At 61.8% G+C, this 24,340-nt stretch carries 13 protein-coding genes and 1 tRNA gene; 4 read left to right on the top strand and 10 right to left on the bottom strand.

Going from position 1 to position 24,340, the window contains the following annotated elements; genetic code table 11:
• Positions 1-51 precede the first annotated feature (51 nt).
• The 3 genes from PQU94_RS15450 to PQU94_RS15460 all read right to left on the bottom strand — a co-directional run bounded on the left by PQU94_RS15450 (position 52) and on the right by PQU94_RS15460 (position 5,363).
• A complete protein-coding gene (locus PQU94_RS15450; RefSeq protein ID WP_272742330.1) occupies positions 52-741 on the bottom strand; it encodes a DUF6445 family protein in 690 nt (229 codons plus the stop codon).
• Positions 742-1,186: 445 nt separating this feature from the next.
• Positions 1,187-1,792, bottom strand: a complete 606-nt coding sequence (locus tag PQU94_RS15455; RefSeq protein ID WP_272742331.1) for a CC0125/CC1285 family lipoprotein — start codon at positions 1,790-1,792, stop codon at positions 1,187-1,189.
• A gap of 199 nt (positions 1,793-1,991) precedes the next feature.
• The gene (locus PQU94_RS15460; protein ID WP_272742332.1) at positions 1,992-5,363 is read right to left on the bottom strand and encodes a TonB-dependent receptor; all 3,372 of its coding nucleotides are present in this window, start codon (positions 5,361-5,363) and stop codon (positions 1,992-1,994) included.
• 502 nt (positions 5,364-5,865) lie between these two features.
• Here PQU94_RS15460 and PQU94_RS15465 point away from each other — a divergent pair.
• A complete protein-coding gene (locus tag PQU94_RS15465; protein WP_272742333.1) occupies positions 5,866-8,514 on the top strand; it encodes a glycoside hydrolase family 31 protein in 2,649 nt (882 codons plus the stop codon).
• Positions 8,515-8,555: 41 nt separating this feature from the next.
• On the opposite strand, the gene PQU94_RS15470 is transcribed toward PQU94_RS15465, so the two are convergent.
• From PQU94_RS15470 to PQU94_RS15490, 5 genes are all read right to left on the bottom strand, one after another.
• Entirely contained in the window at positions 8,556-9,440 is an 885-nt protein-coding gene (locus tag PQU94_RS15470; protein ID WP_272742334.1) for an alpha/beta hydrolase, read from the bottom strand.
• A 14-nt stretch (positions 9,441-9,454) separates the two neighbouring features.
• Positions 9,455-12,103, bottom strand: coding sequence for a glycoside hydrolase family 3 protein (locus tag PQU94_RS15475; RefSeq protein ID WP_272742335.1), 2,649 nt, complete (start codon positions 12,101-12,103; stop codon positions 9,455-9,457).
• 16 nt (positions 12,104-12,119) lie between these two features.
• A complete protein-coding gene (locus tag PQU94_RS15480) occupies positions 12,120-14,201 on the bottom strand; it encodes an alpha-L-arabinofuranosidase family protein (protein ID WP_272742336.1) in 2,082 nt (693 codons plus the stop codon).
• 124 nt (positions 14,202-14,325) lie between these two features.
• Complete coding sequence (locus PQU94_RS15485) at positions 14,326-15,882, bottom strand: alpha-N-arabinofuranosidase (RefSeq protein ID WP_272742337.1); 1,557 nt, start codon at positions 15,880-15,882, stop codon at positions 14,326-14,328.
• Positions 15,883-16,040: 158 nt separating this feature from the next.
• Complete coding sequence (locus PQU94_RS15490; RefSeq protein ID WP_272742338.1) at positions 16,041-17,066, bottom strand: alpha/beta hydrolase; 1,026 nt, start codon at positions 17,064-17,066, stop codon at positions 16,041-16,043.
• Between the two features lie 391 nt (positions 17,067-17,457).
• Here PQU94_RS15490 and PQU94_RS15495 point away from each other — a divergent pair, with 391 nt between their 5' ends.
• Both PQU94_RS15495 and PQU94_RS15500 read left to right on the top strand, forming a co-directional pair.
• Positions 17,458-19,401, top strand: a complete 1,944-nt coding sequence (locus tag PQU94_RS15495) for an NPCBM/NEW2 domain-containing protein (RefSeq protein ID WP_272742339.1) — start codon at positions 17,458-17,460, stop codon at positions 19,399-19,401.
• 164 nt (positions 19,402-19,565) lie between these two features.
• The gene (locus PQU94_RS15500; protein ID WP_272742340.1) at positions 19,566-20,789 is read left to right on the top strand and encodes an endo-1,4-beta-xylanase; all 1,224 of its coding nucleotides are present in this window, start codon (positions 19,566-19,568) and stop codon (positions 20,787-20,789) included.
• Positions 20,790-20,861: 72 nt separating this feature from the next.
• On the opposite strand, the gene PQU94_RS15505 is transcribed toward PQU94_RS15500, so the two are convergent.
• On the bottom strand, positions 20,862-21,950 hold the full coding sequence (locus PQU94_RS15505; protein WP_272742341.1) for a helix-turn-helix transcriptional regulator: 1,089 nt from the start codon (positions 21,948-21,950) through the stop codon (positions 20,862-20,864).
• 331 nt (positions 21,951-22,281) lie between these two features.
• Here PQU94_RS15505 and PQU94_RS15510 point away from each other — a divergent pair, with 331 nt between their 5' ends.
• On the top strand, positions 22,282-23,997 hold the full coding sequence (locus PQU94_RS15510) for a methyl-accepting chemotaxis protein (protein ID WP_272742342.1): 1,716 nt from the start codon (positions 22,282-22,284) through the stop codon (positions 23,995-23,997).
• Between the two features lie 144 nt (positions 23,998-24,141).
• Here PQU94_RS15510 and PQU94_RS15515 read toward each other — a convergent pair.
• Positions 24,142-24,218 (bottom strand) — tRNA-Met (locus PQU94_RS15515).
• Positions 24,219-24,340 lie beyond the last annotated feature (122 nt).

Raw genomic sequence — 24,340 nt, forward strand, 5'->3', positions numbered from 1 at the left:
GGGGTTTCCGGGTCTGAAAAACGATTGGTACGTGTGCAGTGGCCGCACGAGCTATGTGTCATTGAGCCGCACGAAAATATTACCGGTCAGACGCCCGGTGCGCGGATCGTCGCTGAAGGCGAAATCCGGCGGGATATAGCCGGAGTGCAGCAGCGCCCCCTGATAAATAACGAGGCGGTTGAAGCGGCCTTCGACGTGGAAAATCTTTTCGTACCGGTCATTGGTCTCGGCGGTGAAGCCGGACGACACGCCCAGCCGCTCATCTTCATCGCGCATGGCCTGACGCAAACGCGGCGCGCTCTCGGCATCGACGCGCTCTATGCCGCTGGCGATATGGCGATAAAAGGCCGTGCCGGTATCAGGCAGATGATGCAGATGATGCAGCACCGCCACCATACGCGGATCGGCCCAGTCGAAATGCGGCAGGCGCTGAACGGGACTCAGGGCGTCAGGCGGCGTGGTGACCATCGAAAAACTGGCTTCGACTATGCCAAAACCGCTGACGCCAAAGGCCTGACCGATGACGGGCGCCACCTTCTGCAGCACGCCCATCACGTAGGGCGAGGCAGGATCTTCGGGGCCGATCTGACGCCGCCGGCCCGGATAGGCGGTCTGACCTTCGGGCGGAAAGGGCGTGGACGCCGCCGCCATATCGACAACGCGCGACGCTTCATTGAGAAAGTCGTCGATAACGACCACCCGCGCCCCGGACTGCCCGATATGCTGCACACTTACGTCCATGCCTACTCTACCTCCCGAAGACGCTCAGGCCCGGCGGCAAACAGAGAAACCTGCTTTTCGCCCTCCGGATACGCGTGACCCGCACGCCCGAACGTCTTTCTTTTTAAAGAAACATATTCGCGGAATACAGGATTTCAACAGGTCATTTGTCGAAACGGCGCAAATATACAAAAAAAGCGCCGCGCTTGTGGGAGCGCGGCGCAGTATGAAAGAGCGGCATGTCAATTTGGGAGGCAAATTGCTGCCAATAATTACATAACAAGCACCGTAAATATTTTCAATGTTAAACGCGTTACTTTTATAATATTTTAAATCGAACGCACGCGCAGGATAAACACTGAAATCAGATGGCAGATATCACCGGCTTGGCCTTTCAAGTCCAAGGCAAGGTGGCGCGCATCGCTTCAAGTCAAAGCCCGCTTGCGCCTCAAGACAAGCCGAGCCATTACTTGACCGAGGCGCGGATTTCTTCGGCCGTCTTCTTGGCTTCGAAGATTTCCGGTTGCTTGGTCGCCCCGGGGAAGCTGGCCTGATCGCCGCTGCCGACCTGAATCAGCAGAACGGCCTGAGAGACCTTTCTCGGTTTCCAGCGTTCCAGCACCGCCGGCGGCACATCGCCCCCGCCGAAGCCGCCCGTGGACGGGCCCATCGGAATACTGCTGTCACTCCCCGCGCTCTGGTTTGATCCCGCGCCGCTGCTGGCGGTCACATTGCCGATAAAGGCCCCCGTGCGCGACGCCACGTCTTCAGCGCTGCCGACTTCGATTTCCTTCACCGAGGTCGTCAGAACGGCAAACCACTCATGGCCCGCCTCAGTGGTAAACTCAGCCGCCCGCAACAGGGCATAATTCGCCACCACATCGGCCTTCATCCGCGCATCCCCCGTATAGGTGATGACGTAGCGGTTTTCTTCGACCTTGGTATTGGTATAGCCCAGACCGCCATTGGGTCCGGCCGCCTTGTAAACCGGCGGTTTGGCCGCCACCACACCGGGCACGACAGCCACCGTGCCCAGGGCGAGGACAACAGCCAGTTTGGCCAGTAGTTTCATGAGAAGCTCCCTTTCGCTCTGAGCGATGTGCGGCGTGGACATACGGACGAACTGAAAACGGTTCGCCACCCTATGGGGGCTGATATGGGCACGCACTGCACCGTCATGATCCATACGGTTGCATCCCCTTACGCCCTGCCCGAACAAGGGGCGGAGACACTCCGCCCCTTGCCCGTATCGGGGTTTCGGGCTGCGACCCTTAGTACTGGTAACGCAGGCTCAGAACGAAGCGACGGTCGTTCAGGAAGCTGAAGCGATCGACGCGGTCCCCGTTCTTGTTAACCTGTGCTTCCGCCTTGTTCTTGGTATCGAGCAGGTTGGAGGCGTTCAGGCTGACCTGGAACTGACGGTTGACATTGTACTTGATCGAACCGTCAAGGAAACCGACATCCGAATTATAGATGGGGTCGCCGGTGATGTAGTCACGATAGGAGGTCAGGTTTTCCGAACGCCAGTTGTAAGCCAGACGGCCTTCCCACTTGCTGTCCTGATAGATACCGACCACGTTGAAGATGTACTTGGACTGACCCAGCAGATCATCGACGCCGAAGCGATAGATGGTGCCAAAGTCATCCGGCACACCATCGCCGTTGGCGTCGATATAGGCCGGCGGCGGGGTGGCACTGGAGTCGATATAGGTGAAGTTGGTCTGCAGACCGAGGTGCGACATCCAGCCCGGCAGGAAGTCATAGAACTGCTGATAGGCCAGTTCGATCCCTTGCAGCTTGGCCTGGTCAGCATTGACCGGACCACCGTAAACGACGTTCACCGTCTTGCCGTCCAGCTTGATGGAGCCGAGGGTGTAGTCACCGCCCTGAATGATATTCTTCAGGTCCTTTTTGAAGACGGCTGCGGAGACCGTACCGCCCTGGAAGTACCATTCGAAGGACAGGTCATAGTTGATCGCGGTCGTCGGCTTCAGGAGCGGGTTACCCCCCGTGACCCGGATCTGGTCAAGTGTGATGTTTTGCGCCCCGCGGTCCACGCGATACAGCGGGTCGGTCGTGTCCGTGATGGTCGGGAACGCGACACGCGTTGTCACCGCACTCGTCTGTTGAGCCGCACGCATGTCCTGAACGTTCGGACGGCTCAGATTCTTGCTGGCGCCGAAGCGGATCAGCATGTCCCTGTTCAGGTTCCACTTCATGTTGAAGGACGGCAGCCAGTAAGCGTCATCCTTTACCGACACCGTGCGGGCTTCAGACTTGCCGATCTGACCTGCCGGACAAGCCGCGAAGTAGGCCGGTGTCGCCGTAGCCGGCAGACCGGGACACAGATAGCGAGTCGTTTCGGGCAGGAAGTCCTGAACCGAGTCACGCGATTCAGCGTCGGCTGTGCGAGGAGCCGCCGTGGTTGAGGCGGTTTGCGCATCGGCGTCAATCGAGCGATAGGCCATGAAGCCGCTCGAATCGAGGTTCGTGGTCGTGTAGCGGACGCCAAAGTTACCATCAACCGACATGCCGTTGTCGAACTCCTTACCGAAGTTCAGCATCAGGTAGGCATTGTTCGTGGTTTCCACGATGTCCGAAACGCGCGCCGGATCGTAGTTTGGCTTGCCATCGGCGCCGAGCTGGGTGCGCCAGCCCGACTTGCGGCTGCCATCGGCATTGACGAAGGTCGGCTCGTTATAGACGTAGTTGCGCATGGCAACCGGGTCGAGCAGCAGGTCGGAGCGAATAACCAAGAACTGGGTGTTCGGTCCTTGCAGAACGCCGCCCCGATAGAAGTCGCTGAAATCCTTCTGATCATAGGCGGGCGTCTTTTGCGACGAGAAGACGCCGAGGCCAGTGCCCTCCCACGCCGGAGCGATACTGCCCCAGTTGACATCCATTTCCTTGTTGGTTTGCGAACGTTCCGAGTGACGGACGCCGAACTTCACCGACTTGAACCACGAATCGGCTTCGAAGTCGTACTGTACGTCTGCGCGCACGGCGGTCAGCTCACCGTCACCGTCGCGGTGACCTTCACCGGCATAGAGCCAGAAGGCGGCGTTCGGGTCGTTCATACCTTTCTGGAAGCCGGGCATGATGCGATAGACCGAATTGCCACTGCCGTCCGTACCGACAACGGTATTGCCCGCAATCTGGCCCGCATTGATCTTGGTGCGCGGATCGGCCGTCAGAGTCACTTGCGGATTGTCGAGGCCCGGCACAATGAAGGCGTTGGCATAGGTTTGCGAACCACCCCACATTTCATTGGAGGTGGCGCTGGCCGTCGTCTTGTGCGCGTCGATTTCGACATACAGACGATCAGACGGACGCCACTTGAAGTTCAGGCTGATATCGTCCGTCGTGGTGCGCTCGGTCTTGCCGATCCCCAGAACGGCGACACCCAGACCATAGGCACCGGTCCAGCTGTCAAAATCGTTGGTGACCAGCCCCGAAGTCATAAGGCCGCCATTGATCGGGAACTGGGTTTCGCAATAGTCCACAGGACGGGTTGCACTGGCCGCCGGCACGTTACAGCGATTCAGACCCGACAGAGTCGTATTATCGAAGGTGGCGTTGGTGACCGAATAGCGCTGGTTATTGCCGCCATCCGGGAAGGATTCCAGCGTATATTCCAGGCCCTGGCTCTCATTGATGACCCGGATGTACTTACCGGTCAGGCGCATGGTGTCGTTTTTCCACTGCGCCGCCAGGTAGGTGCTCGAGCGATCACGCTCGACCTCGTTGGTACGCATCTGGAAGCCGAGAATGGCCCCGACGGTCTTGCCCGGCACGATGGTGGTGACGCTGGCCGGTTCGTTCGATTCCAGCACGTTACCGGTATTCGGGCCGCGCGGGATCGGCGCCGGCTGCTGCCAGCCGTGGATCATCGACTTCAGGTTCGAGGTCGAATACGACCCCATCAGGCCGAATTCACCATTCGACGTCTGCCAGCGGTTGCTGACCACGGCATTGTAGGAGGGCGACCACTTCTTGGCGAGATCGCCATAGTTGAAGTCCGCCGAAACCGAAGCAAAATAGCCCTTACGGTCAAAGGGTTCCAGCGTGCGCAGATTGATCGTGCCGCCGATGCCGCCTTCGATCAGGTCCGCCGAAGAGTTCTTGAACACATCGACCGCGCCGACGAGCTGCGGCGGGATGCTGGACCAGTCGAGCGCGCGGCCCCCATTGGCCGAGAAGGCATCACGACCGTTAAACTCCGAACGCACGAAGCCCAGACCACGGATCAGGTTACCGCGACCTTCGGGCGACGGGAAGTCGGGGCTGCCGCCGAGCGTGAAGCGGGTCACGGTCACGCCGGGGACGCGTTGCAGCGCTTCGGCGACCGACAGGTCCGGCAGGGCGGACACGTCCGAGGCGGTGATGGAATCGACGAAGGTGGCCGACTTGCGCTTGATCTGGGCGGCGGATTGCAGAGCGCCGCGGATACCGGTCACGACGACGGTCTGCACATCATCCTTGGCCGCTTCCGGAGCGGGCGTCTTGGCCGCGTCCTGAGCAAAGGCCGGCGACGACAGAAGCGCCACGGCCAGCGCCGTGGAACCGAGCAGTTTGCCATTCAGGCCCTGACGTCCGGACACGACGGATTGATTACGGGCAATAGTGCCGCTCACTGGTTTCATGTTTTAAACTCTCCCTGCCTCGACTGACTACTTTGGTCGCGAGGTATTTTGTGCCCCGGTAGAACGGGATGCGATTTTTTGACTTCTTCTGGTGTACTCTGACGTGCCGGGCTGTGCCCCTTTCCAGTTGCCCCGTGTTGGCACCCGATACGTATGAACGTAACGACGGTATGATAGCGGTCCCATTTTTTCAATGGGAAAGGTCGGACAACTTATCAAATATTACGTGAGTTGCCAGATTGCGACACTTTGACGTAGTCCCTGAATGTCCACCTTTACCGCAATGACAACCTTATCATGCGACTTCGGGGTGGGCTATCCCCAGAGCGACCCGTATGTAAATTTTCTGTAATGTGCGTATAAGTATCTGATTAAATTAAATTATCTGACTGCATTTTCGCCTTCTGGGGGCAAGGGTGCCGTGCCATTGGGTTGAGTGCACCCCGCAAGACAAGTGCCGCGCGTATGATTTTTCCGCTCCCTCAGTCTCAAAGGATGCCCTATGAAAAAAGTAAATCTGTCCGAGCGCCTTTACGACCGCCGACAGCTATTAGTCGGAGGAATAGCGGCTACGGCCTTGTCTGCAACCGCCGGATCGGCCCTGAGCGCCCCCCGGCGACGGGCGGATTACATGGCTGTGACGCGAGAGGGGACGCTGTCACTCACGGCCCTGAGCGACCGGGCCTTTCATGTGCGTTTTGCGCGGGCGAATCAGAGCCTGACCAGCGATCCCCACCCTCTGCTTCTGCCGCAAAGCCACCGTCCTAAGCCGCGTCAGCAGCGAATCGCGGGGCGGGTCAGCCTGCGCCTGCCCGGCATCCGCTGCGATATCGACGCGAACGGCCGCCTGCGATTCTTCGATGGTCAGGACACCCCTTTGCTCAGCGAAACGGCGCAGGCGCGCCGCCTGACGCCGTCGAAACTGGGGGCGGAAACGGTGTTGATCGCCCGTCAGGCCTTCGAATCCCCCGCTGATGAACATCTCTACGGTACAGGCTGTTTTCAGGACGGCGCGCTCAATCTGCGCCAGCTTCCGCGCCGCCTGACTCAGGTCAACACACAGATCAGCCTGCCTTTTTTGCTGTCCAGCCGCGGCTACGGCCTGCTTTGGCTGAACAGCGGCAAGTGCGAACTGAACCCGCCGTCGCAAAGCGTCGCCCTGCAGAAGGTGGATGTGGCGGCACAGGGTCAGATGGTCGATGTCACCACCGGCAGCGGCAATGCGCGGCAGGCACGTACCGAGGCGCTCTTCGAAGCGCACATCCACCTGAGCGCGGCCGGGCGCTATGCCTTTCAGCTCGATATCGGGCGCAAGATGGCTTCGCGTCATTATGTCGAAATTGACGGCAAGCCCTATACGGACCTGACCAATCTGTGGTTGCCGCCGACGACCAGCTTCCTGGCCGATCTCAGTGCCGGTCCGCATACCCTCCGCGTAAAGGCCAATGCCGAAGACGCCCCCACCCTTCTTTATGAGCGCGCGCAGGACACCACCGTCCTCAGCGCCGACGTGGCCGACGCCATCGAATATGTGGTCATTGCCGGGCCCGATTCCGCAGACATATTCAAAACCTATGGAAAACTGGTCGGAACGACCCCGATTCTGCCCAAATGGGCCTATGGTTACCTCCATTGTCGGGAGCGCTTCCACTCTTCGCAGGAGATCCTCGAAACGGCGCAAGACTTCCGCCGTCGGCAGTTGCCCGTCGATGTCATGGTGCAGGACTGGCAGTACTGGGGGAAGTATGGCTGGAACGCCATGCGCTTTGACGAAGCGCACTACCCCGATCCGGCAGCGCTGATAAACACCCTGCACGGCATGGACCTGCGCCTGATGCTGTCGGTGTGGTCGAAGGTCGATCGCAAGGCCGAACTGGGGCAGCTTATGGCCGATAAGGGCTTCTATATCCCCGACACCGACTGGATCGACTTTTTCAACCCGAAGGCGGCCGCCTTTTACTGGCAGAACCAGAGCCAGCGTCTGGCGTCGCTGGGCATTGACGCTTGGTGGCAGGACGCGACGGAGCCGGAAAATGACGATCTGGTCGGGCGGCAAACCCATGCCGGGGCCGGTGAGCGGGTACGACTCAGCTACCCGCTTCAGGTCTCGCGCACCGTCTATGAGGGGCAAAGGCGCGACTATCCGGATCGCCGCGTCTTCATCCTGACGCGCTCGGCCTTTGTGGGTCAGCAGCGCTATGCCGCCGCCACCTGGTCGGGCGATATCGGCAATGACTGGGAGACACTGAAGCGGCAGATTCCTGCCGGTCTCAACATGGCCGCCGCCGGTTATCCCTACTGGACGGTCGATGCGGGCGGCTTCTTCCGTCCGGGGCCGTCGCAATATACCGACCCGGCCTATCACGAGCGCTTTATCCGCTGGTTCCAGTACGCCACCTTCCTGCCGTTGCAGCGCGTGCACGGCTACATGACCGATACCGAATTCTGGCGCTATGGCGAAACCGTCGAAGGCGCGGCGCGCACCTATCTCAACCTGCGCTACCGCCTTTTCCCCTATATCTACAGTCTGGCGGCGCAGGCCCACCGGGCGGGGATGCCGCTGATTCGTCCGCTGGTGTTCGATTTCCGCCGCGACGCGCAGGCGCTCGATCAGGGGCACAGCTACATGTTCGGCGACCATCTGCTGGTGGCACCGGTCGTCGAACCGGGCGTCAGTGCGTGGCCGGTCTATCTGCCACAGTCGGACGGCGGCTGGTTCGACCTGTGGAGCGGCGCGCACCGCGCCGGCGGAAAGACGCACAGCGTCCCCGCGCCCCTGACGCAGATCCCGGTGCATGTACGGGCGGGCAGCGTCCTGCCCTTAGGGCCTGTCGCGCAGTCCACGGCTGACCTGACCGGGGAGGTGCTGGATATTCTCGTCTTCCCCGGCCGCGACGGCGGGTTTGACCTTTATGAGGATGACGGCGTGACCTATGACTATGAGGGTGGGGCGCGCAGCCTGATCGCTCTGCGCTGGGACGACCGGCGCGGCGAATTGCACATCGGGGCACGGCAGGGCCGCTTCAACGGTATGGCCGAGCGCAAACGGTTACGCCTGCATCTCCTCTCCCCGGATCAGCCGCCTCTGGCACCGGGGAAAGGGACGGAGGTCAGCTATTCAGGGGAGTCCCTGCGCGTGCGCCTGCGCTAGAGCGGAAGGACTCCGTCAGAAATCATCCCGCTCTGAGGGGGTTAGAAATTCTTGCGGGCGTAGGTCAGGCGGCTGTCCTGGCAATAGCCGCAGGCCTCGCCCACGAATTTGGCCGCAGATACCTTGTCGCCCCTCAGCTTCCAGTTCAGCCAGTGGGTCACCACCTCGGCCCCGATGCCGCCGTGCGGGTCCATGTAGGTGCCGCCGTGCCCGACCGGAATGTCGATATGCGCCGCCGGAATATGGGTGATGCGCCTATAGTCGTCGCTGCCATTGGCATAGGCGATGTCGGTCGGCCCGCCGAGGACGTAGAGCACCGAGCCGTGGATGTCATTGAGCATCGACTTATCGACGTTCAGGCCTGCGATGGGATTGCCCGCATTGAAAACGCCGCTGTTCATCACCACCAGTGTGGCAATGCGCGGGTCTTTGGCGATGGCGATGGCCTGAAGCCCGCCGCAGCTAAAGCCCGATACGGCAATCTTTTTGGGATCAAGCCGCTGGTAATAGGGGCTGCCCTTGCGTGCATTTTCCTTCAGCGCCCAGTCGATGGCCTCGGTCAGGGCGTCGGGTGAGGTCGCAGCCTTCAGGCCCCCCGGCAGCGGCCCTTGCGGGGCCTCCGCGGGTTTGGGGCCGGGTATGGTGCCCGGCGCAATGGCCAGATAGCCGTGCGAGGCGATTTCCAGCAGATGGTTTTTGGAACTGGTGCCGTCGCGGCTGCACGCCCCGTTGCCAAAGACGTAGAGACCGAGCTTTTCTCCCTTCAGGGCCGACAGGGTCTGCGGGTGATAGACGACGTGTGCCGGAAGAGTCGGGTCTTCTTCGAACACGGCCGGATAGGGCCCCGTGCCCGTCTCTTCGGCGGCGGCGGCGAAGGCCAGAGCGGCGGCAGCCACGCCGAGGGTCAGGGCCAGAAAGCGTGTCATGGACGATCTCCGAATCAGGGTTTGATGAGGTGGGACGAGGTGACGGTCAGGGTGCCCTTGACGCCGGCGGCTGCCGGCAGCCCCTTGCGCGTCACGGGTTGCCCGCCGCCGAGCCACAGCTCGACCTTGCCCGGCTTGACCGAGCGCGAGCCATCGGCATTGACGGTGCTGAGCGCCTGCGGGTCGAGCGTGAAGCGCACGGTTTTCGTCTCCCCCGCCTTCAGATGAATACGCTCGAAGCGCGCGAGCGCCCGGATGGGCGCCAGCTTCTGGCCCGGATAGCTGACATAGAGCTGCACCACCTCATCGCTGTCGCGCGACCCGCTATTGGTCACATCGGCCGAGACGCTGACCTGACCGTCACCGGCCACCTGACGCGCCGACAGGGTCAGCGGCGCGTAGCGGAAGGTGGTGTAGGACAGGCCGTAGCCGAACGGATAGAGGGCCTCGCCTTGGAAGTAGCGATAGGTGCGCCCCTTCATGCTGTAGTCGTTGAAGGCCGGAAGCTGATCGACCGAGCGGTAGAAGGTGACGGGCAGACGACCGGCGGGGCTGTAGTCCCCGGCGATCAGACGCGCCACGGCGGCCCCGCCCTGCCCGCCCGGATACCAGGCTTCGACAATGGCCGGGACGTTTTTGTCCGCCCAGTTGATCCCCAGCGCGCTGCCATTGATCAGGACCAGAACCACCGGCTTACCGGCGGCGCTGACCTGCTCCAGCACCTTTTGTTGGGCAGGCGGCAGGTTGAGGCTGGTGCGGTCGCCGCCCGAAAAGCCTTCGGTTTCGACGCGCATCTCTTCGCCTTCGACGCGCTGCGACAGGCCCGCCACAAAGACCACCAGATCGGCCTCTTTTGCAGCGGCCACGGCCGCCTGCGCGCCCGTATCCGACGGCAGGCTCCACATCAGCGTCTCCTCGCCCTTCGGCTGGCGCTGGAAGGATTCGACGCGGATGCGGTTGCGCGACCCGGCCTCAAGCCGCACGGTCCCGGTGGCGATGGAAGGCCGCCAGTCCACCCGCCAGGCATCGACGATCATCTTGTCATTGACCCAGATGCGATAGCCGCCGTGCGCGTCGTAACGGAAGCGGTATTCGCCTGTCTCCGGTGCGGTCAGATAGCCGTCATAGCGCACGGCCCCGCTGCGGTTTTCACCGGCCCAGACCTGACGCATCCCGCCTTCGCTGCCAGTCGTCTGCGGCGCGCCGCCCATATCGGGGGTAGCGAAATGGCTGACCGTCACGCCGGTTTGGGTGCAGGCCTCGTCGCGGCAGAAGGCGTTGTCGGGTACGGCCGCCATCACCGGGTCGATCAGGCCCGATCCCGGCGCATAGGTGACGGTCGCCTTGGGGAAACGGGCGCGGATGCCGGACAGCACCGTTACCGGGTGCGAGGGATCGCCATTGTAGTTGCCGACCAGCGAGTCCATCGAATCGGCATTGGGCCCGATGACGGCGATATGGCGCGGCTCACCCTTCAGCGGCAGCAGGTTGTTTTCGTTCTTGAGCAGGACCATGGCCGACTCCGCGACCCTTTGCGAGAAATCGCGATTGGCGGGCGTGTCGTAATCCTCGGCTGTGATCTTCGGGAAAACTTTTGCGGGCGGATCGAACTGCCCCAGTTTGAAGCGCGCGGTAAACAGGCGAATCAGCGCCGTATCGAGCGTCTTTTCCGGCAGCAGGCCCTGACGCACGGCGCGCGTCAGGTGGTCGGCCTCATTGGCATTACCGCAGATGAGGTCCGTGCCCACCTGATAGGCCGCCGTTACCCCTTCTTCGGGGGTCGGGCGATAGGCGTGCGAAGTCTTGTAATAGATATCGCCCACGGCGTCGCAGTCGGACACGACATAGCCCTTAAAGCCCCAGTCCTTGCGCAGATATTTGACCAGCAGGTCTTCGTTGGCGCAGGCGGGCTGACCATTGATGGCGTTATACGCGCACATGATCGAACCGGCCTGCCCTTCGGTGATGGTGGCCCTGAAGGCCGGCAGATAGGTGTCAGCAAGGTCATAGGGCGACGGATTGACATTATCGCGGTGACGACCGGCTTCCGGGCCCGAATGGACGGCATAGTGTTTGGGCGTCGCCACGGTGCGGTAATAGACCGGATCATCGCCCTGAAGCCCCCTGACGAAGGCGACGCCCATGCGCGCCGTCAGGTAAGGGTCTTCGCCATAGGTTTCCTGACCCCGGCCCCAGCGCGGATCGCGGAAGATGTTGATATTGGGCGACCACACGGTCAGGCCGCCGAACCAGTCCGAACCGCCGAACCGGTGGCGCTCCTTCAGGTATTTGGCGCGAAACTCGACGCTGATCGTCTCCGCGACGCGGTGGATCAGCGGCTCATCCCAGGTGGCGGCCAGACCCACGGCCTGCGGGAAGACGGTGGCGTAACCGGCAGCGGCCACCCCGTGCAGGCCTTCGTTCCACCAGTTGTATTCGCGCACATTGAGGCGCGGAATGGCCGGGGCATCGTTGATCAGCTGCGCCGTCTTTTCTTCCAGCGTCATGCGCGACACAAGGTCGGCGGCCCGCGCCTCAGGCGGTTTGGAGGCATCCTGATAGCCGGGCGCATCGAGCGGGTTTTGTGCCGCCGCCGGTTGCAGCGCCCCGGCGGACATCAGGGCCGCCAGTACGGCTGCGGTAAAATAGCGATTGGGTGTCATGGTGTCCTCCCTTGGCTTACGCGCGGACGAATTCATACAGTTCGATGCTGATGGGGGCGATGCGCAGCGGCCCGGCGGGGAAACGGCCCGCGACGACCGCCACCTGCTCCGGCTTACCCACCGCGTTTTGCGCCTCAAGGTCGGGGCCGGTCAGTTTCCAGCAGCGGCCGCCCTTGCGCGCCTTGAAGCCGTCGATCTTGAGGTCAAGGCTCTGGGCTTGCTCCGTGGCATTCACAACAGCGACAATCAGCGCCTTGCGGTCCGCCGTCAGGGCTGCGGAAACGTCGAGCGGATAGGTGGCGCTGCCCGCATTGACACGGGGCTGATCCCCGCCCGCAGGGAAGTCGGGCTTCGGTACGGGCGAAGCGCCCGTGACCTCGACAGGGATCGTGCCGAAATGCTGATTGTACATCTGGTACATGCGGCCGGTGGCGCTGATGACCGAGCGCGTGCGGTCGAAATCCAGCCAGCCCGTCGCCATGGTATAACCGGCCATGTCGATAAAGTCGGTGTGGCGGAAGAATTCGTGCAGGCACATGCCCAGCGCCAGACAGGTCTTCAGGTTCTGACGGAAGCTGTAGGCATATTCATCGAAGAAAACCTTGACCTTGCCGTCGTTCAGCGCCGGATGGCGGCGCTTATACTCTTCCCAGCATTCGACCATGGTCAGGACGCGGTTGGCGGGCTGACGCGCCCATTCGACCAGCGGGCGTTGCACGTCGAACAGCTTGCCCGTCGCCATGTCGAACTTTTTGTTTTCCGGCGGATAGGCGTGGGTGGCCAGCGCATCGAAGCGCCCCCAGGCGTGCGTCATCATGCCATTGGCCCAGTCGCGGTCTGAGCCGAACTCGACATTGGGCTGACCGGCCACGAAGATGCCCTGCCCCGTCGTCATCTCATCCACGAAGCCGCCGGGCGCGATGATGTAGATGGACGGATCGACCTTGCGCATGGCGTCGGCGAACTGGTTGTGCTTGATGACATACTGCTTCAGGGGGATGTGCCCCATCTGCCAGTTGCCGTACATCTCATTGCCGATGTTCCAGTATTTGACGCGGTAAGGTTCCGGATGGCCATTGGCGGCGCGTTTGGCGCCCCACGGCGTGTCGGCGCTGCCGTTGATGTATTCGACCTGCTCGGCCCCCGAACGCGGCCCGTCGAAGCCGGTGCTGACCGACCACGACGGCTCGGCATTGATCATCTGGCACATTTGCAGCAGCTCATCGACGCCGACATCATTCGGCTGAGCGAAGCTCCAAACCGGGTCCCAGACGGGCGGGCGGGTATCCGGATCGCCGATCGTGTCTTTCCAGTCATAGGCCGAGATGAAGTTGCCGCCGGGGATACGCAGGATCTTGCAGTCGATCTCGCGCATCAGGGCCAGCGTATCGGCGCGGAAGCCTTTGACATTGTCGGCGGGCATCAGCGACACCGCCCCGACGCGGAACGTGCCGGTGCCCGTGCCCGTAATTTCCAGCCGCGCTTCGGTCGTGGCCGCTTGACAGCTAAAGCGCAAGGGCACCTTGCGCCAGTCCGCGCCCGCCTCGACCCGGACCGTCTGACGCTCCGCCGGGCCGCTGCCCCAGATCAGGGTGGCGGCCACTTCCGCCCTGCCGTAGGCAGCGATGACGACTCGCCCCACATAGTCCTTGGCAGCGACCGCCAGACCCGACTGGGCGATACCGCGCGGCTCCGTCGCGCTCAGCTGCACGACCGGCGACTGTGCGCCGACCCACGGCGTCTTGCGGTCCATGCTCAGCGCTGACTCCGGGCCGACGGGTACCCAGCGGTTGCTGTCGCGGTTGCGGCCCGGCCGGCCTTCGGGTTTGGCGGGCGGCGTCGCGGTGATGGGGTTATAGAATTTGCGGTCGTCCAGCACCTCGCTCCACAGGCTGTGGTTGATGAGGTCGCCGATATGCTCAAGGAAGCCCCCATAGATGAACGGGTTGATAGGGGGGCGTTCCTGCCCGGCCCTCAGGGTCGAGGCAATGGGCTTGGCGGTTTGCGCCAGAACAGGGGCGGCGGTCAGCAGGCCGGTGGCGACCGAGGCGGCCAGAGCCTGCCGGCGCGAGACGGAGGGGGGAGTTGGGTGGGACATGGGAGCCTCTGAAAGTATAGAGATGCGTGCAAAGACAGGCCACGGCAGGCGTGGCCGGGGACGCGAAAACGCACTGAAAACCGTTGCGCCGCATCAGGGTCTGACTGATGCGGCGCGGAGAGGATCAGGGTTGCAGGGTCAGTACGGTGACCGAGGCGGGGGACAGGCGGACCATCACCTTGCCATCCTTCATCTTCGCCGTGACCGGCTTGGGGGCCACTGTCTCCGGGTCCGAGAAGGTGTTGTAGGCGTCGAACTTCGCCGCCGACAGGGTCTCACCGGTCGCGGTCTTCACCTTGATGTTCAGGCTGGCCACGTCGATATCCACCGGCGTCCTGGGGTCGAGATTGGTCAGGGAGAGATAGATCTTCCCGTCCGTCCCGCGCGCCGCCAGCGCATCGACGCGCGGCAGGCTGATGTCACCAAAGCTGTAGGTGCCGGCATTCAGCGTTACCGGGATAAAGGTGGCGTCCTGAAACGGCACGTACATGCGGAAGACGTGATAGGTCGGCGTCAGCAGCATCTTTTCCTTGTCCGTCAGGATCATGGCCTGAAGGACATTGACCATCTGGGCGATATTGGCCATGCGCACGCGGTCGGCGTGGCGGGCGAAGATGTTGAGGTTCAGCGCCGACAGCACGGCGTCGCGCTGCGTATTCTGCTGCATCAGGAAGCCGGGATCGGTGCCGGGGGTCGCCACGTACCACGCGCCCCACTCATCGACGACCAGCGACACCTTCTTTTCCGGGTCGTACTTGTCCATGATGGCGGAGTGGGTCTTGACCAGCTCGTCCATCTTCAGCGTATCCTGAAGGATGACGGCATATTCCTTTTCGCCGAAGCCCGTAGCCTTCTGCGACACGGGGAAACCGCCGCCGGTCGTGTAGTAGTGCAAAGACAGGCCTTCGATATCCCAGGCCCAGCTGCGGCCCTTGTAGGACTTCATCACCGCCTCGGTATAGGCGGTGTCCGGACCGCTGGGGCCGACCGCGATGCGCTGCATCGGCTGGGCCTTGTTATAGTTGCGCACAAAGCGCGCATACATCTTCATCTGGCTGACGTAGAAGTCCGGCGTCATGGCGCCGCCGCAGTCCCAGCTTTCGTTGCCCAGCCCAACAAAGGCCACCTTATAGGGCTCCGCATGGCCGTTCCGGGCGCGTTCCGCCCCGATGCCGTCTTGCGTGCTGGAGGTCATATATTCCAGCCATTCGGCCGCCTCGCCCACCGTGCCGGAGCCGACATTGACCGAGATATAGGCCTCGGCCCCCACCTGAGTGGCGAAGTCCATAAATTCGTCGGTGCCAAAGGTGTTGGGCTCGATCACGCCGCCCCAGTTGGCGTTCATCATCGGCTTGCGCTCCGGACCGATGCCGCGCCGCCAGTGGTATTCGTCGGCAAAGCACCCGCCGGGCCAGCGCACGACCGGGACCTTGATGGCTTTCAGCGCCGCCACCACGTCATTGCGGATGCCGCGCGTATTGGGAATGGCGGAGTCCTTACCGACCCACACGCCTTCATAGATGCCGCTGCCGAGGTGTTCGGCAAACTGACCGAAGATGCGGCGGTCGATCTTGGCTCCCGGCTTGGTGGCGTCCACCGTCACCGACACCCGCTCCTGCGCAGCGGCAGGCAGGGTCAGGGCAAGTAGAGACAATACGCCTGTCAGAACGAGCGGTTTCATTATATCTCCCTGTCATTTTTAGGTGCGGACGGCGTGCGCCGTGCGCGGTGTTTTGACCTTTTATCCGGCCATTATGATACCGCTAACACGAAACCGCATAATGTCAAAACAAATGTCAGACTATTGCGCCGCACCTAAACCGGTGCGGCGCAACCCCCTCATTTTTTCGCGGGTGCAAAGGACAGGGTCTTGGCGAAGAACGGCAGGACGTGGTTCTGGAAGCGGTCGGCGACGCCACTGACGTGATCGCCGTCATAGAGCGTGAAACTGTTGGCCACGCCGTAGTTTTCCAGCGTGACGTGCAGCGCCTCCGTATCGGTCTTCAGCCCGTCGCGATTACCGACATCGAAGGCAATGGCCTTGTACTGCCGCATATTGGGGATGTACTGGTGCACCATCGACAGGGGCGCATTGGCGGCCCAGCGGGCAATCACATCGGGCTGGGTCTCGCCGTCCTTCGTCGGCAGGTCGACATAGAAGGGTGGCTTTTTGGGGTTGGGCGACCAGGCCGAGGCCACGGCGAAGGTGGCGCGTCCCATAAAGCCGAGGCTCTGCGCCTCTTCGGGGGTTTTGACAGCCTCCAGCTTGCGTCCCTCTTCCGGCGGCAAACTGCCGCGCGCCGACAGGCAGCACGGGCTCATCACATAGAGGGCGCTGAACACTTCCGGGTGCTTCATGCCGATACGCACCGTGCCGTAGCCGCCCATCGAATGCCCGGCCAGACCGCGGCTGTCACGAGTGGCCAGCGTGCGGTAGTGGCTGTCGATATAGGCCACAAGGTCTTTAGCAATAAAGCCTTCCCAGTCGCCGGTCGTCGCCGAACTGGAATACATCGAGCCGTTGTGCAGGGTCTGCGAGCTGGGCAGGACTATAATCATGCCCTTGACGCCCGCCGCATAGGCGCCGTCGATCGTCTGCGGGGTGCGGATTTCCTTCGACCAGATCTCGTTATTGATCGAATAGCCGTGCAGGGCATAGATGACCGGATACCGCTTTTTGGGATGAGAATCGTAATCGGGCGGCAGGTAAACCGTCACCTTGCGGTCCGCCGAATTGCCCTCCAGATTGCCTTCCAGAGCGCGGCTATGGACGGTGATCTGTTCCGTCCTGACCGCTTGTGCCGCTGCGGAACCCGCCATGAAAACCAGCGCCAAAGCCCCCAGCGCTATACCGAACTGTCGCATCTCTCTCACCCTGTTGTTGTGTGTTTATAGACTAAAACCTCTGACAAATAGGCGCGGGAATCAAGCCAAAAAACGCCGTTCAGCGGGTGCATGGGGCATGGTGTGAGGCCAGACCTGTCAAAAGGTCGATAGGCCTCTGGGCGATTGACGGAAATTGTCTGATATAATAGCCTTGGGGCAACAGGCGGCCAAAACGCGATATTCGCGCTTGATAATAAGCCTGCGACGATCAGGGACAGCCATCTTCTTCGCCTTGCGCTTATTACCGCGCCGGCATGTCCCTGCCCGTCACCCTGGCCGCCGCCTCACTGGCGGCTTGAACGGACGGATTCCGCCGGGATCAGGCCGCTCAAGCCATACCGTCCCAGATTTTGCGCCCGAAAGGTTTTCCATGACGCCTGCACTTCGTCGCCTTGCGAGACACGCCGCCCCCGTGGCGCTGGCCGTTGGTCTTGCCCTGACCGCCGCCGCTCACGCCGAGACTGCGGCCGACCCTCTGGCCGCCACGGGTAAGTGGAGCGCCTATAGCGAAGGGCGCGCCGCGACCCCGCCCATGGGCTGGAGTTCGTGGAACGCCTTTGGCACCGACCTGACCGAGGCGCGGGTGCTCGATTCCGCCCGGATCATTGTCGAGAGTGGGCTGGCGGCCAAGGGCTACCGCTACATCAATATAGACGACGGCTGGTGGCTGAAGCGGCGTCAGTCGGACGGCCGGATGCAGGTGCGCAGCCAGCTCTTTCCCTCCGCCGCCGTCGGTGGCGCCGAAGAAACCAGCCTGCGCCCCTTTACCGACCGCATCCACAAGATGGGCCTGAAGGCGGGTATTTATTCCGATCTTGGCCGCAATGCCTGTTCTCAGGCCTTTGGCGGCCCCAACACCCCGAACCTGCCCGAAGGCACGGTGCTGGAGCGCGAAGTCGGGCTTTACGGCCATATCGAGCAGGACATTTCGCTCTATTTCAAGGACTGGGGCTTCGACTTTATCAAGGTCGATGGCTGCGGCGTGCGCGCCTTCGGGGCCGACTCCGAGCGCGTCAAGGCCGGCACCTATCGCGAATTGCCGCCGCTGATTGATTTCCAGTCGATCAGCCGCACCAATATTCCGACCGTCAAAGCGCTGTATAAGCAAATCGGCACCAGCCTGAAGGCCAGCAATCCGGACGGCGACTATGTGTTTTCGCTGTGCGCCTGGGGCTCCGCCGATGTGCGCGCCTGGGGCAAGGATGTCGGCAATCTGTCGCGCACCAGCGACGACCTGACCCCCTCCTGGTCGCGCCTGCTGACCAATTTCGATTCGGCGGCCACCCGCGCCCTCTATGCCCATCCGGGAAGCTGGAACGACCCGGACATGCTGTTTATCGGCCATGGTGAGTTCGATGCGAACCACCTGGTCGAAGCGCGCTCACACTTCGCACTGTGGGCCATGATCAACGCGCCTCTGCTGATCGGTTACGACCTCAGTCAGGCCTCGCCGGAGCTGATGCAGATTTTTGGCAATGAGGCGATCATCGCGCTCAATCAGGATGCGGGCGGCCATCAGGCGGTCCTGGCTTATGACAGTGACGATGTGCAGATCCTGATCAAGACCGTGGGCACAGACCCGACGCGCAAGGCCGTGGCCCTGTTCAACCGCACGGCGGAGGGCAAGGACGTCATCCTGACCGCCGAGCACCTGAAATATCTGGGCACTCAGCCGGTCAAACTGCGCGATCTGTGGACGCAGGCCGATCAGGCCCCCTTCACCGGCGAGGCCAAATTTCACCTCGCTCCGCATCAGACCCTGATCTTCATGGCCAGCGGAACGCCTGTGCTGAGCAACGGGCAATATCTCTCCGACCTGCCCGGCCGCGTCAACCCGGCGGTCGATGGCGTCGTGGTGCCGCAGGCCGACCCCTTCATCTATCGCATGAAAAGCCCGTGGAACGGCACGCGCGGGCGCGGCGACATTCCGGCCTACACCGGCTGGGGCGGGGCGCAGGCCGATGCCTCCCCCTATGGTCGCCAGCTTCAGGTCGCCGGCAAGGCCTTCCGCAGCGGTATCGGCATCCTTGCCAATTCGCGGCTGGAGGTGCGGGTGCAACCGTCCGATCGCCGCTTCGAAGCCCGTGTCGGGGTGGACGATTCCACGCTCAACACCACTGAGGCCGTGACCTTCGCCGTCTATGGCGATGGCAAGCTGCTGGTAAAGTCTCAGCCGCTGCGCTTCGGGCAGGCCCCGCAGGCGCTTTCCGCCGATCTGAAAGGGGTCCGCCTTGTCGAACTGGTGGCCACCAGCGCCAGCCCGAGCGCCACTCCCGCTGCCGTCACCTGGGGGGACGCGGCCCTGCTGAAATAGCCCGCACACGGTAACCTCAGGGCAGAAACATCACAGGCCGGAGGCAACCCCTCCGGCCTTCATTTTTTATGGTACCGCTATCAAATATTCTGTGTCATTCTCATCATGTGGAGGCAAGCGCGTCCTGTCTTCAACAAAAACAAAAAGATATACCGGGAGTGAACATGAATATCTCTGCACAGCTCAGCAGGCGCGGCCTGCTGATGGGGGTGGCCGGTGCGTCGGCACTGGCCAGTTGTGGCGGTGGCGGCGGAGGGGGCGGCGGCGTCTCTTCCCCCGTATCGTCCGGCTCTGCCTCCTCCAGTTCCAGCACCGCCTCCGCCAGCGGCCCCACCCTGCCCGACCCGGCCACGGCCCCGGCGCTCAAGACCTATTTCAACGGCAAGTTTCTGGTCGGCATGACGGCGGAACCGAGCGAGATCAACAATGCGATTTCACAGCCCGTGCTGAAAACGCACGCCAATTCGATGACCGCCGAAAACTGCATGAAGCCGCTGGCCATCGGTACCAGCGCCGGGGTCTATAACTACACCCTCGCCGATCAGGTCATCGCCTTTGCCAGCGCCAACAATATCGCCGTGCGCGGCCACACCCTGCTGTGGCATCAGTCAGCCCCGGACTGGTTCTTTGCGGGCGACAGCACCAGCGCCACCTACAGGGCGACGGTGCAGGCGCGGCTTGAGCGCTATATCGCCGACGTGGTGACCTATTTCAAAGGCAAGGTCTATGCGTGGGACGTGGTCAATGAACCGACCAGCGACTCGGCCGGCAGCCCCTATCGCAACAGCCGCTGGTATCAGGTGCTGGGGGCCGACTATATCGAAATCGCCTTGCGGGCCGCCCGCGCCGCCGATCCGACGGTCAAGCTGTTTATCAATGACTACAGCACCGAAAATACAGACAAGCTGGCGCGCCTGATGAGCATTGTGGACACGCTGCTGACGCGCGGAGCGCCGCTCGACGGCATCGGTCATCAGTTGCACATCACCACGACCTGGCCGCCGGTGGCCAATGTCCGCGCCGCGTTTCAGGCCGTAGAAACCCGCGGCCTGATCAACCATGTCACGGAGCTGGATGTGTCGCTCTACGGCTCTGACCCCGGCAGTTGCTACGGTACGCCCGCCACCGGCTGCGCCCCGAGCCTGACCGAAGGCACGACCGCCTACTGGGACAGCATCCGAGCGCAGGCAGCGCAATACCGGGCCATGTACGACCTGTTCGCCAGCCAGCCGAGCGTCAAGTCTGTCACCACCTGGGGCGTGGCCGACAATCATACCTGGCTGACCTCTTACCCCGTCAACCGGCTGAACCATCCTCTGCTGTTCGATACGACGGGTAAGCCGAAATCGGCCTTCTGGGCCGTCGTGAACCCCAGCTTCGTGCCCTGATCCAGACGAAGCGGCAGACCCCGGCAGCGGAACCAGTCGCTGCCGGGGTCTTTTGCGTCTCCGGTCACGCCCTCAGATCGACAGATCCCTCTGAACCGAAACCAACTTTTTCTGAGACTGGATGCCTGTTTTCATCAGGATGGATTTGGTCTGATTGCGCACCGTATGAATGCTTTTACCGCTTTCGACCGCAATCTCTTCCAGCGAGTCGCCCCCCGCAATGCGCAGGGCCAGCCCCGCCTCCGCCGGCGTCAGATCGAACAGTTGCTGCACCAGAGGCGCCGTCAACTGTTCGCGCGCTTCACCGGCGATGACGATCAGAACCGTGTCCGAGGCGAAAAGGTCGCGCACATCGCCCGTCACCGGAAACAGGTGCATGATCAGCGGGCGCTCGTCCTTGTCCGACAGCAGGGGAACGGACTTCGCGCGCGGTGAATGGTCCAGCAAGGCCGTGAGATTGGTCCGGAACACCCCGTCCATCTCCGCATCCCGGAGCCTGATCCGCCCCTGAACATCATCGAGATAAGGCCCCATGCGGACATTAAAGCCCGCATTGACGCTGAGCGCCTTCCCTGACCGGGTCACGACCGCCGCAGACAATCCGATCCGCTCCAGGGCCTCGGTCATGCCCCCTGCCCGCTCCATCTGAAGACGGGTGGACAGGGCGGCCGCGCGACACAGATGGGGTCGGAGGACGTCCAGAGGCGAAACCAGCCGGTAGCAGTGCGCCGGATCCTCAAAGCCCTCAACCGAAATCAGCACATTATGATCGACAAACCCGTCGATAAAGGTACCCACCCCCGGATAGCGGCCTTGCGGAATGACGAAGGTGCGGAGTTCGAAATCCTCCAGTGCCTCGGCCTCGGGTAAAAAGTCCGGTTCGGCAACGAAGCCGAAATGCCGGCGCTCAAACAGCCTGAGCGCCCGGATGTTACGCGGTGGCGGCTTGACCGGCATACGTTCGTATTGCTCGTAGCACGCATTGACCATTGCCACGCCCTTCGGATTGCCGACAAGGCGGTTCAGGTGCCCCCCGTGAAACGACGCGATGACGGCGAGTTGGGCCTCACAGCTTTTCGCCAGTGCATCCAGCACCATCGGCCACTTATCGCTGCAAATACTGGCCTCATAAATTTCATCAACAAGCGACGCAGAAAACAAAACCCTTCCCCCTCAGTCCAGTTCACAACTCTTGATGCAGATTAACCCCCCAAAAAACCCAAATCAGGCGCACTTAAACATGCCTCTGAAAATGAATACGCACGAATTACACGAAAAAGGAAATGTCTCAGAAATATTGGCCCGAAAATCAAAAAAGTAAAAACGCGTCAAGTCTCACAATTTCAATTTAAACGAGAACATAAACAGCCGCAGGCTGAGCCCCTTATTTGCAAAAATAACGCGGCATGAAATCGATTTAATTCGGGATTAACCGGTGTCTCCTAGAAAATAAACCAAATAACAATGGCTTATCAACCATGGGGAGAGTAGTTTGCGTTTGCTGTCGTCACAGATAAAAATTGCGGGGGCCTTGCTGATCGGCAGTCTGGGCCTGTTTTGCGCCCTGCTCTTCTTTTCGCTCCAGCACGAAATCCGGCTGGCGCGAATCGCGCAGGAAGCGAATGCTCGCAAGGCCCTGATGGGCGAGTTGTCCCTCACCGCCAAGCAGATTCAGGTCAATGTGGTTCAGGTCCAGCAGTTCCTGACTGATGTGTCCGCAACGCGGGGACTGGACGGACTGGACGACGGGCCGGGTGAGGCCGCCAAAAATGCCACCGAGTTCAAAGAGCGCATCGCCCACGCCAAGGCGCTGGCCAGGGACCTCCATCTCGCAGATATCCAGTCGGCTCTGGAGGCCGTGGAACAGAAGTTCCCGGCCTATTATCAGACGGGGCAGGCCATGGCCGACGCCTATATTCAGGGCGGCACATCGGCGGGCAATGCCTTCATGGGGACGTTCGACGGAACGGCCAAGGCCGAATATGAGGCCCTCAATACAGTTCTGAGCCTCGTTGACACCGAGAACCAGTCCATCTCAAACACGGCCAGGGTCGCCAGCGAGACCAGCGTGCGCAGCGCCCATGCGACCCAACTCTATATGCTGCTGGCGGGCGCGCTCCTGACCCTGCTGGTGGCGGGCGGCCTGTGGTTTGTGCTGCGCTTCATCATCCGCCCCCTGAGCGACTTCAGCGACCAGTTGGGCCGTATTGCCGGCGGCGCCCTCGATACGCAGGTGGGCCATACACAAAAGCAGAACGAGATCGGTGCCATTGCGCGGGCGATAGACGGGTTCCGTCTGGCTCAGCGCGACCGCGAAACCGCCGAAGCCCAGGCCGAAGCCGGTCGTATCGAACGACGCACGCGCCGCGAAAGCCTTGAAAATGCGATCCAGAGGTTCAAGGCGCGCATAGATCAGGCCCTGTCCGCCCTGCACCACAGCACGCGCGGGATGCAGGATGTCAGCGCCACCCTCGAGGACATTTCTTCCCAGACGGCGGAACAATCGCAAAGCGCCTCGGCCGCGACGCTCGAAGCCACGGACAATGTGCAGATCGTGGCCGCTGCCGCCGAAGAACTGGCGGCGTCGATTGCCGACATCAGCGAAAAGATTTCGCTGTCGCAGACCGTCGTACAGGACACGACGCGCGTCAGCGCCGAAAGTCAGGAAAAAATCGACCGTCTGGCCCGTTCTTCGGAACGGATCGGCGACGTCGTCAACCTGATCCAGAACATCGCCTCTCAGACCAATCTGCTGGCCCTCAACGCCACCATCGAAGCCGCCCGTGCCGGAGACGCCGGTAAGGGCTTCGCGGTGGTGGCCACCGAGGTCAAGGCGCTGGCGGATCAGACGAGCCGCGCGACGCAGGATATTTCGGCGCAGATCGCGGAGATCCAGTCGGAAACCCAGACCGCTGTGGACTCGATCAAGGCCATCGCCGGCAAGATGGAGGAGGTGCAGCACTTTACCGTCGCCATCTCGGCCGCCGTAGAGGAACAAAGCCGGGCGACGCAGGAAATCGCGGTAAATGTCGCCAAGGCCGCGGGCTGCACCGCCAATGCCCAGCAAAGCGTGCAGATGATGGCGCAATCCGTCGAACGCACCAAACACTCCGCCTCTCGCGTGGGTCAGAGCACTCAGGAACTGGAAGATGAAAAGGCCGGGTTGGTGGAGACGATCGACGACTTCCTCAAAACCGTCGCGGCTTAAAATCATCCCGCTACAGGGAAGAAGACACCTCTCCTGACTATCGAAGAAGGCCCACCGGTTGGGTGGGCTTTTTTTGTGTCTATTCTGAGCGCCATACGCACGAAAGCCCGCCGTTTTGTGGCGGGCTTTCGTGTAAGTGAAGAATGGGTGCGGGAGCCAGATTTGAACTGACGACCTTCAGGTTATGAGCCTGACGAGCTACCGGGCTGCTCCATCCCGCGACACGTGATAACCAGAGGGGTCTGGTTAAACGAAAGACCGGCCTGAGTGTGTGGACCGGTCTTTGTGTTGAGGAGTGTGGATGAAGGGTTTGGTTACTTGAACGTTATAGACCTGGCGGCGA

Source organism: Asticcacaulis currens (genome assembly GCF_028550395.1).
In the GTDB taxonomy this organism is placed as follows: Bacteria; Pseudomonadota; Alphaproteobacteria; order Caulobacterales; family Caulobacteraceae; genus Asticcacaulis; species Asticcacaulis currens.

What these genes read in the sequence shown, in the direction of transcription:
- PQU94_RS15450 (WP_272742330.1), bottom strand. Translation starts at nt 741, where the DNA reads ATGGACGTAAGTGTGCAGCATATCGGGCAGTCCGGGGCGCGGGTGGTC.
- PQU94_RS15490 (WP_272742338.1), bottom strand. Translation starts at nt 17,066, where the DNA reads ATGCGACAGTTCGGTATAGCGCTGGGGGCTTTGGCGCTGGTTTTCATG.
- PQU94_RS15485 (WP_272742337.1), bottom strand. Translation starts at nt 15,882, where the DNA reads ATGAAACCGCTCGTTCTGACAGGCGTATTGTCTCTACTTGCCCTGACC.
- PQU94_RS15470 (WP_272742334.1), bottom strand. Translation starts at nt 9,440, where the DNA reads ATGACACGCTTTCTGGCCCTGACCCTCGGCGTGGCTGCCGCCGCTCTG.
- PQU94_RS15495 (WP_272742339.1), top strand. Translation starts at nt 17,458, where the DNA reads ATGACGCCTGCACTTCGTCGCCTTGCGAGACACGCCGCCCCCGTGGCG.
- PQU94_RS15465 (WP_272742333.1), top strand. Translation starts at nt 5,866, where the DNA reads ATGAAAAAAGTAAATCTGTCCGAGCGCCTTTACGACCGCCGACAGCTA.
- PQU94_RS15480 (WP_272742336.1), bottom strand. Translation starts at nt 14,201, where the DNA reads ATGTCCCACCCAACTCCCCCCTCCGTCTCGCGCCGGCAGGCTCTGGCC.
- PQU94_RS15455 (WP_272742331.1), bottom strand. Translation starts at nt 1,792, where the DNA reads ATGAAACTACTGGCCAAACTGGCTGTTGTCCTCGCCCTGGGCACGGTG.
- PQU94_RS15475 (WP_272742335.1), bottom strand. Translation starts at nt 12,103, where the DNA reads ATGACACCCAATCGCTATTTTACCGCAGCCGTACTGGCGGCCCTGATG.
- PQU94_RS15460 (WP_272742332.1), bottom strand. Translation starts at nt 5,363, where the DNA reads ATGAAACCAGTGAGCGGCACTATTGCCCGTAATCAATCCGTCGTGTCC.
- PQU94_RS15500 (WP_272742340.1), top strand. Translation starts at nt 19,566, where the DNA reads ATGAATATCTCTGCACAGCTCAGCAGGCGCGGCCTGCTGATGGGGGTG.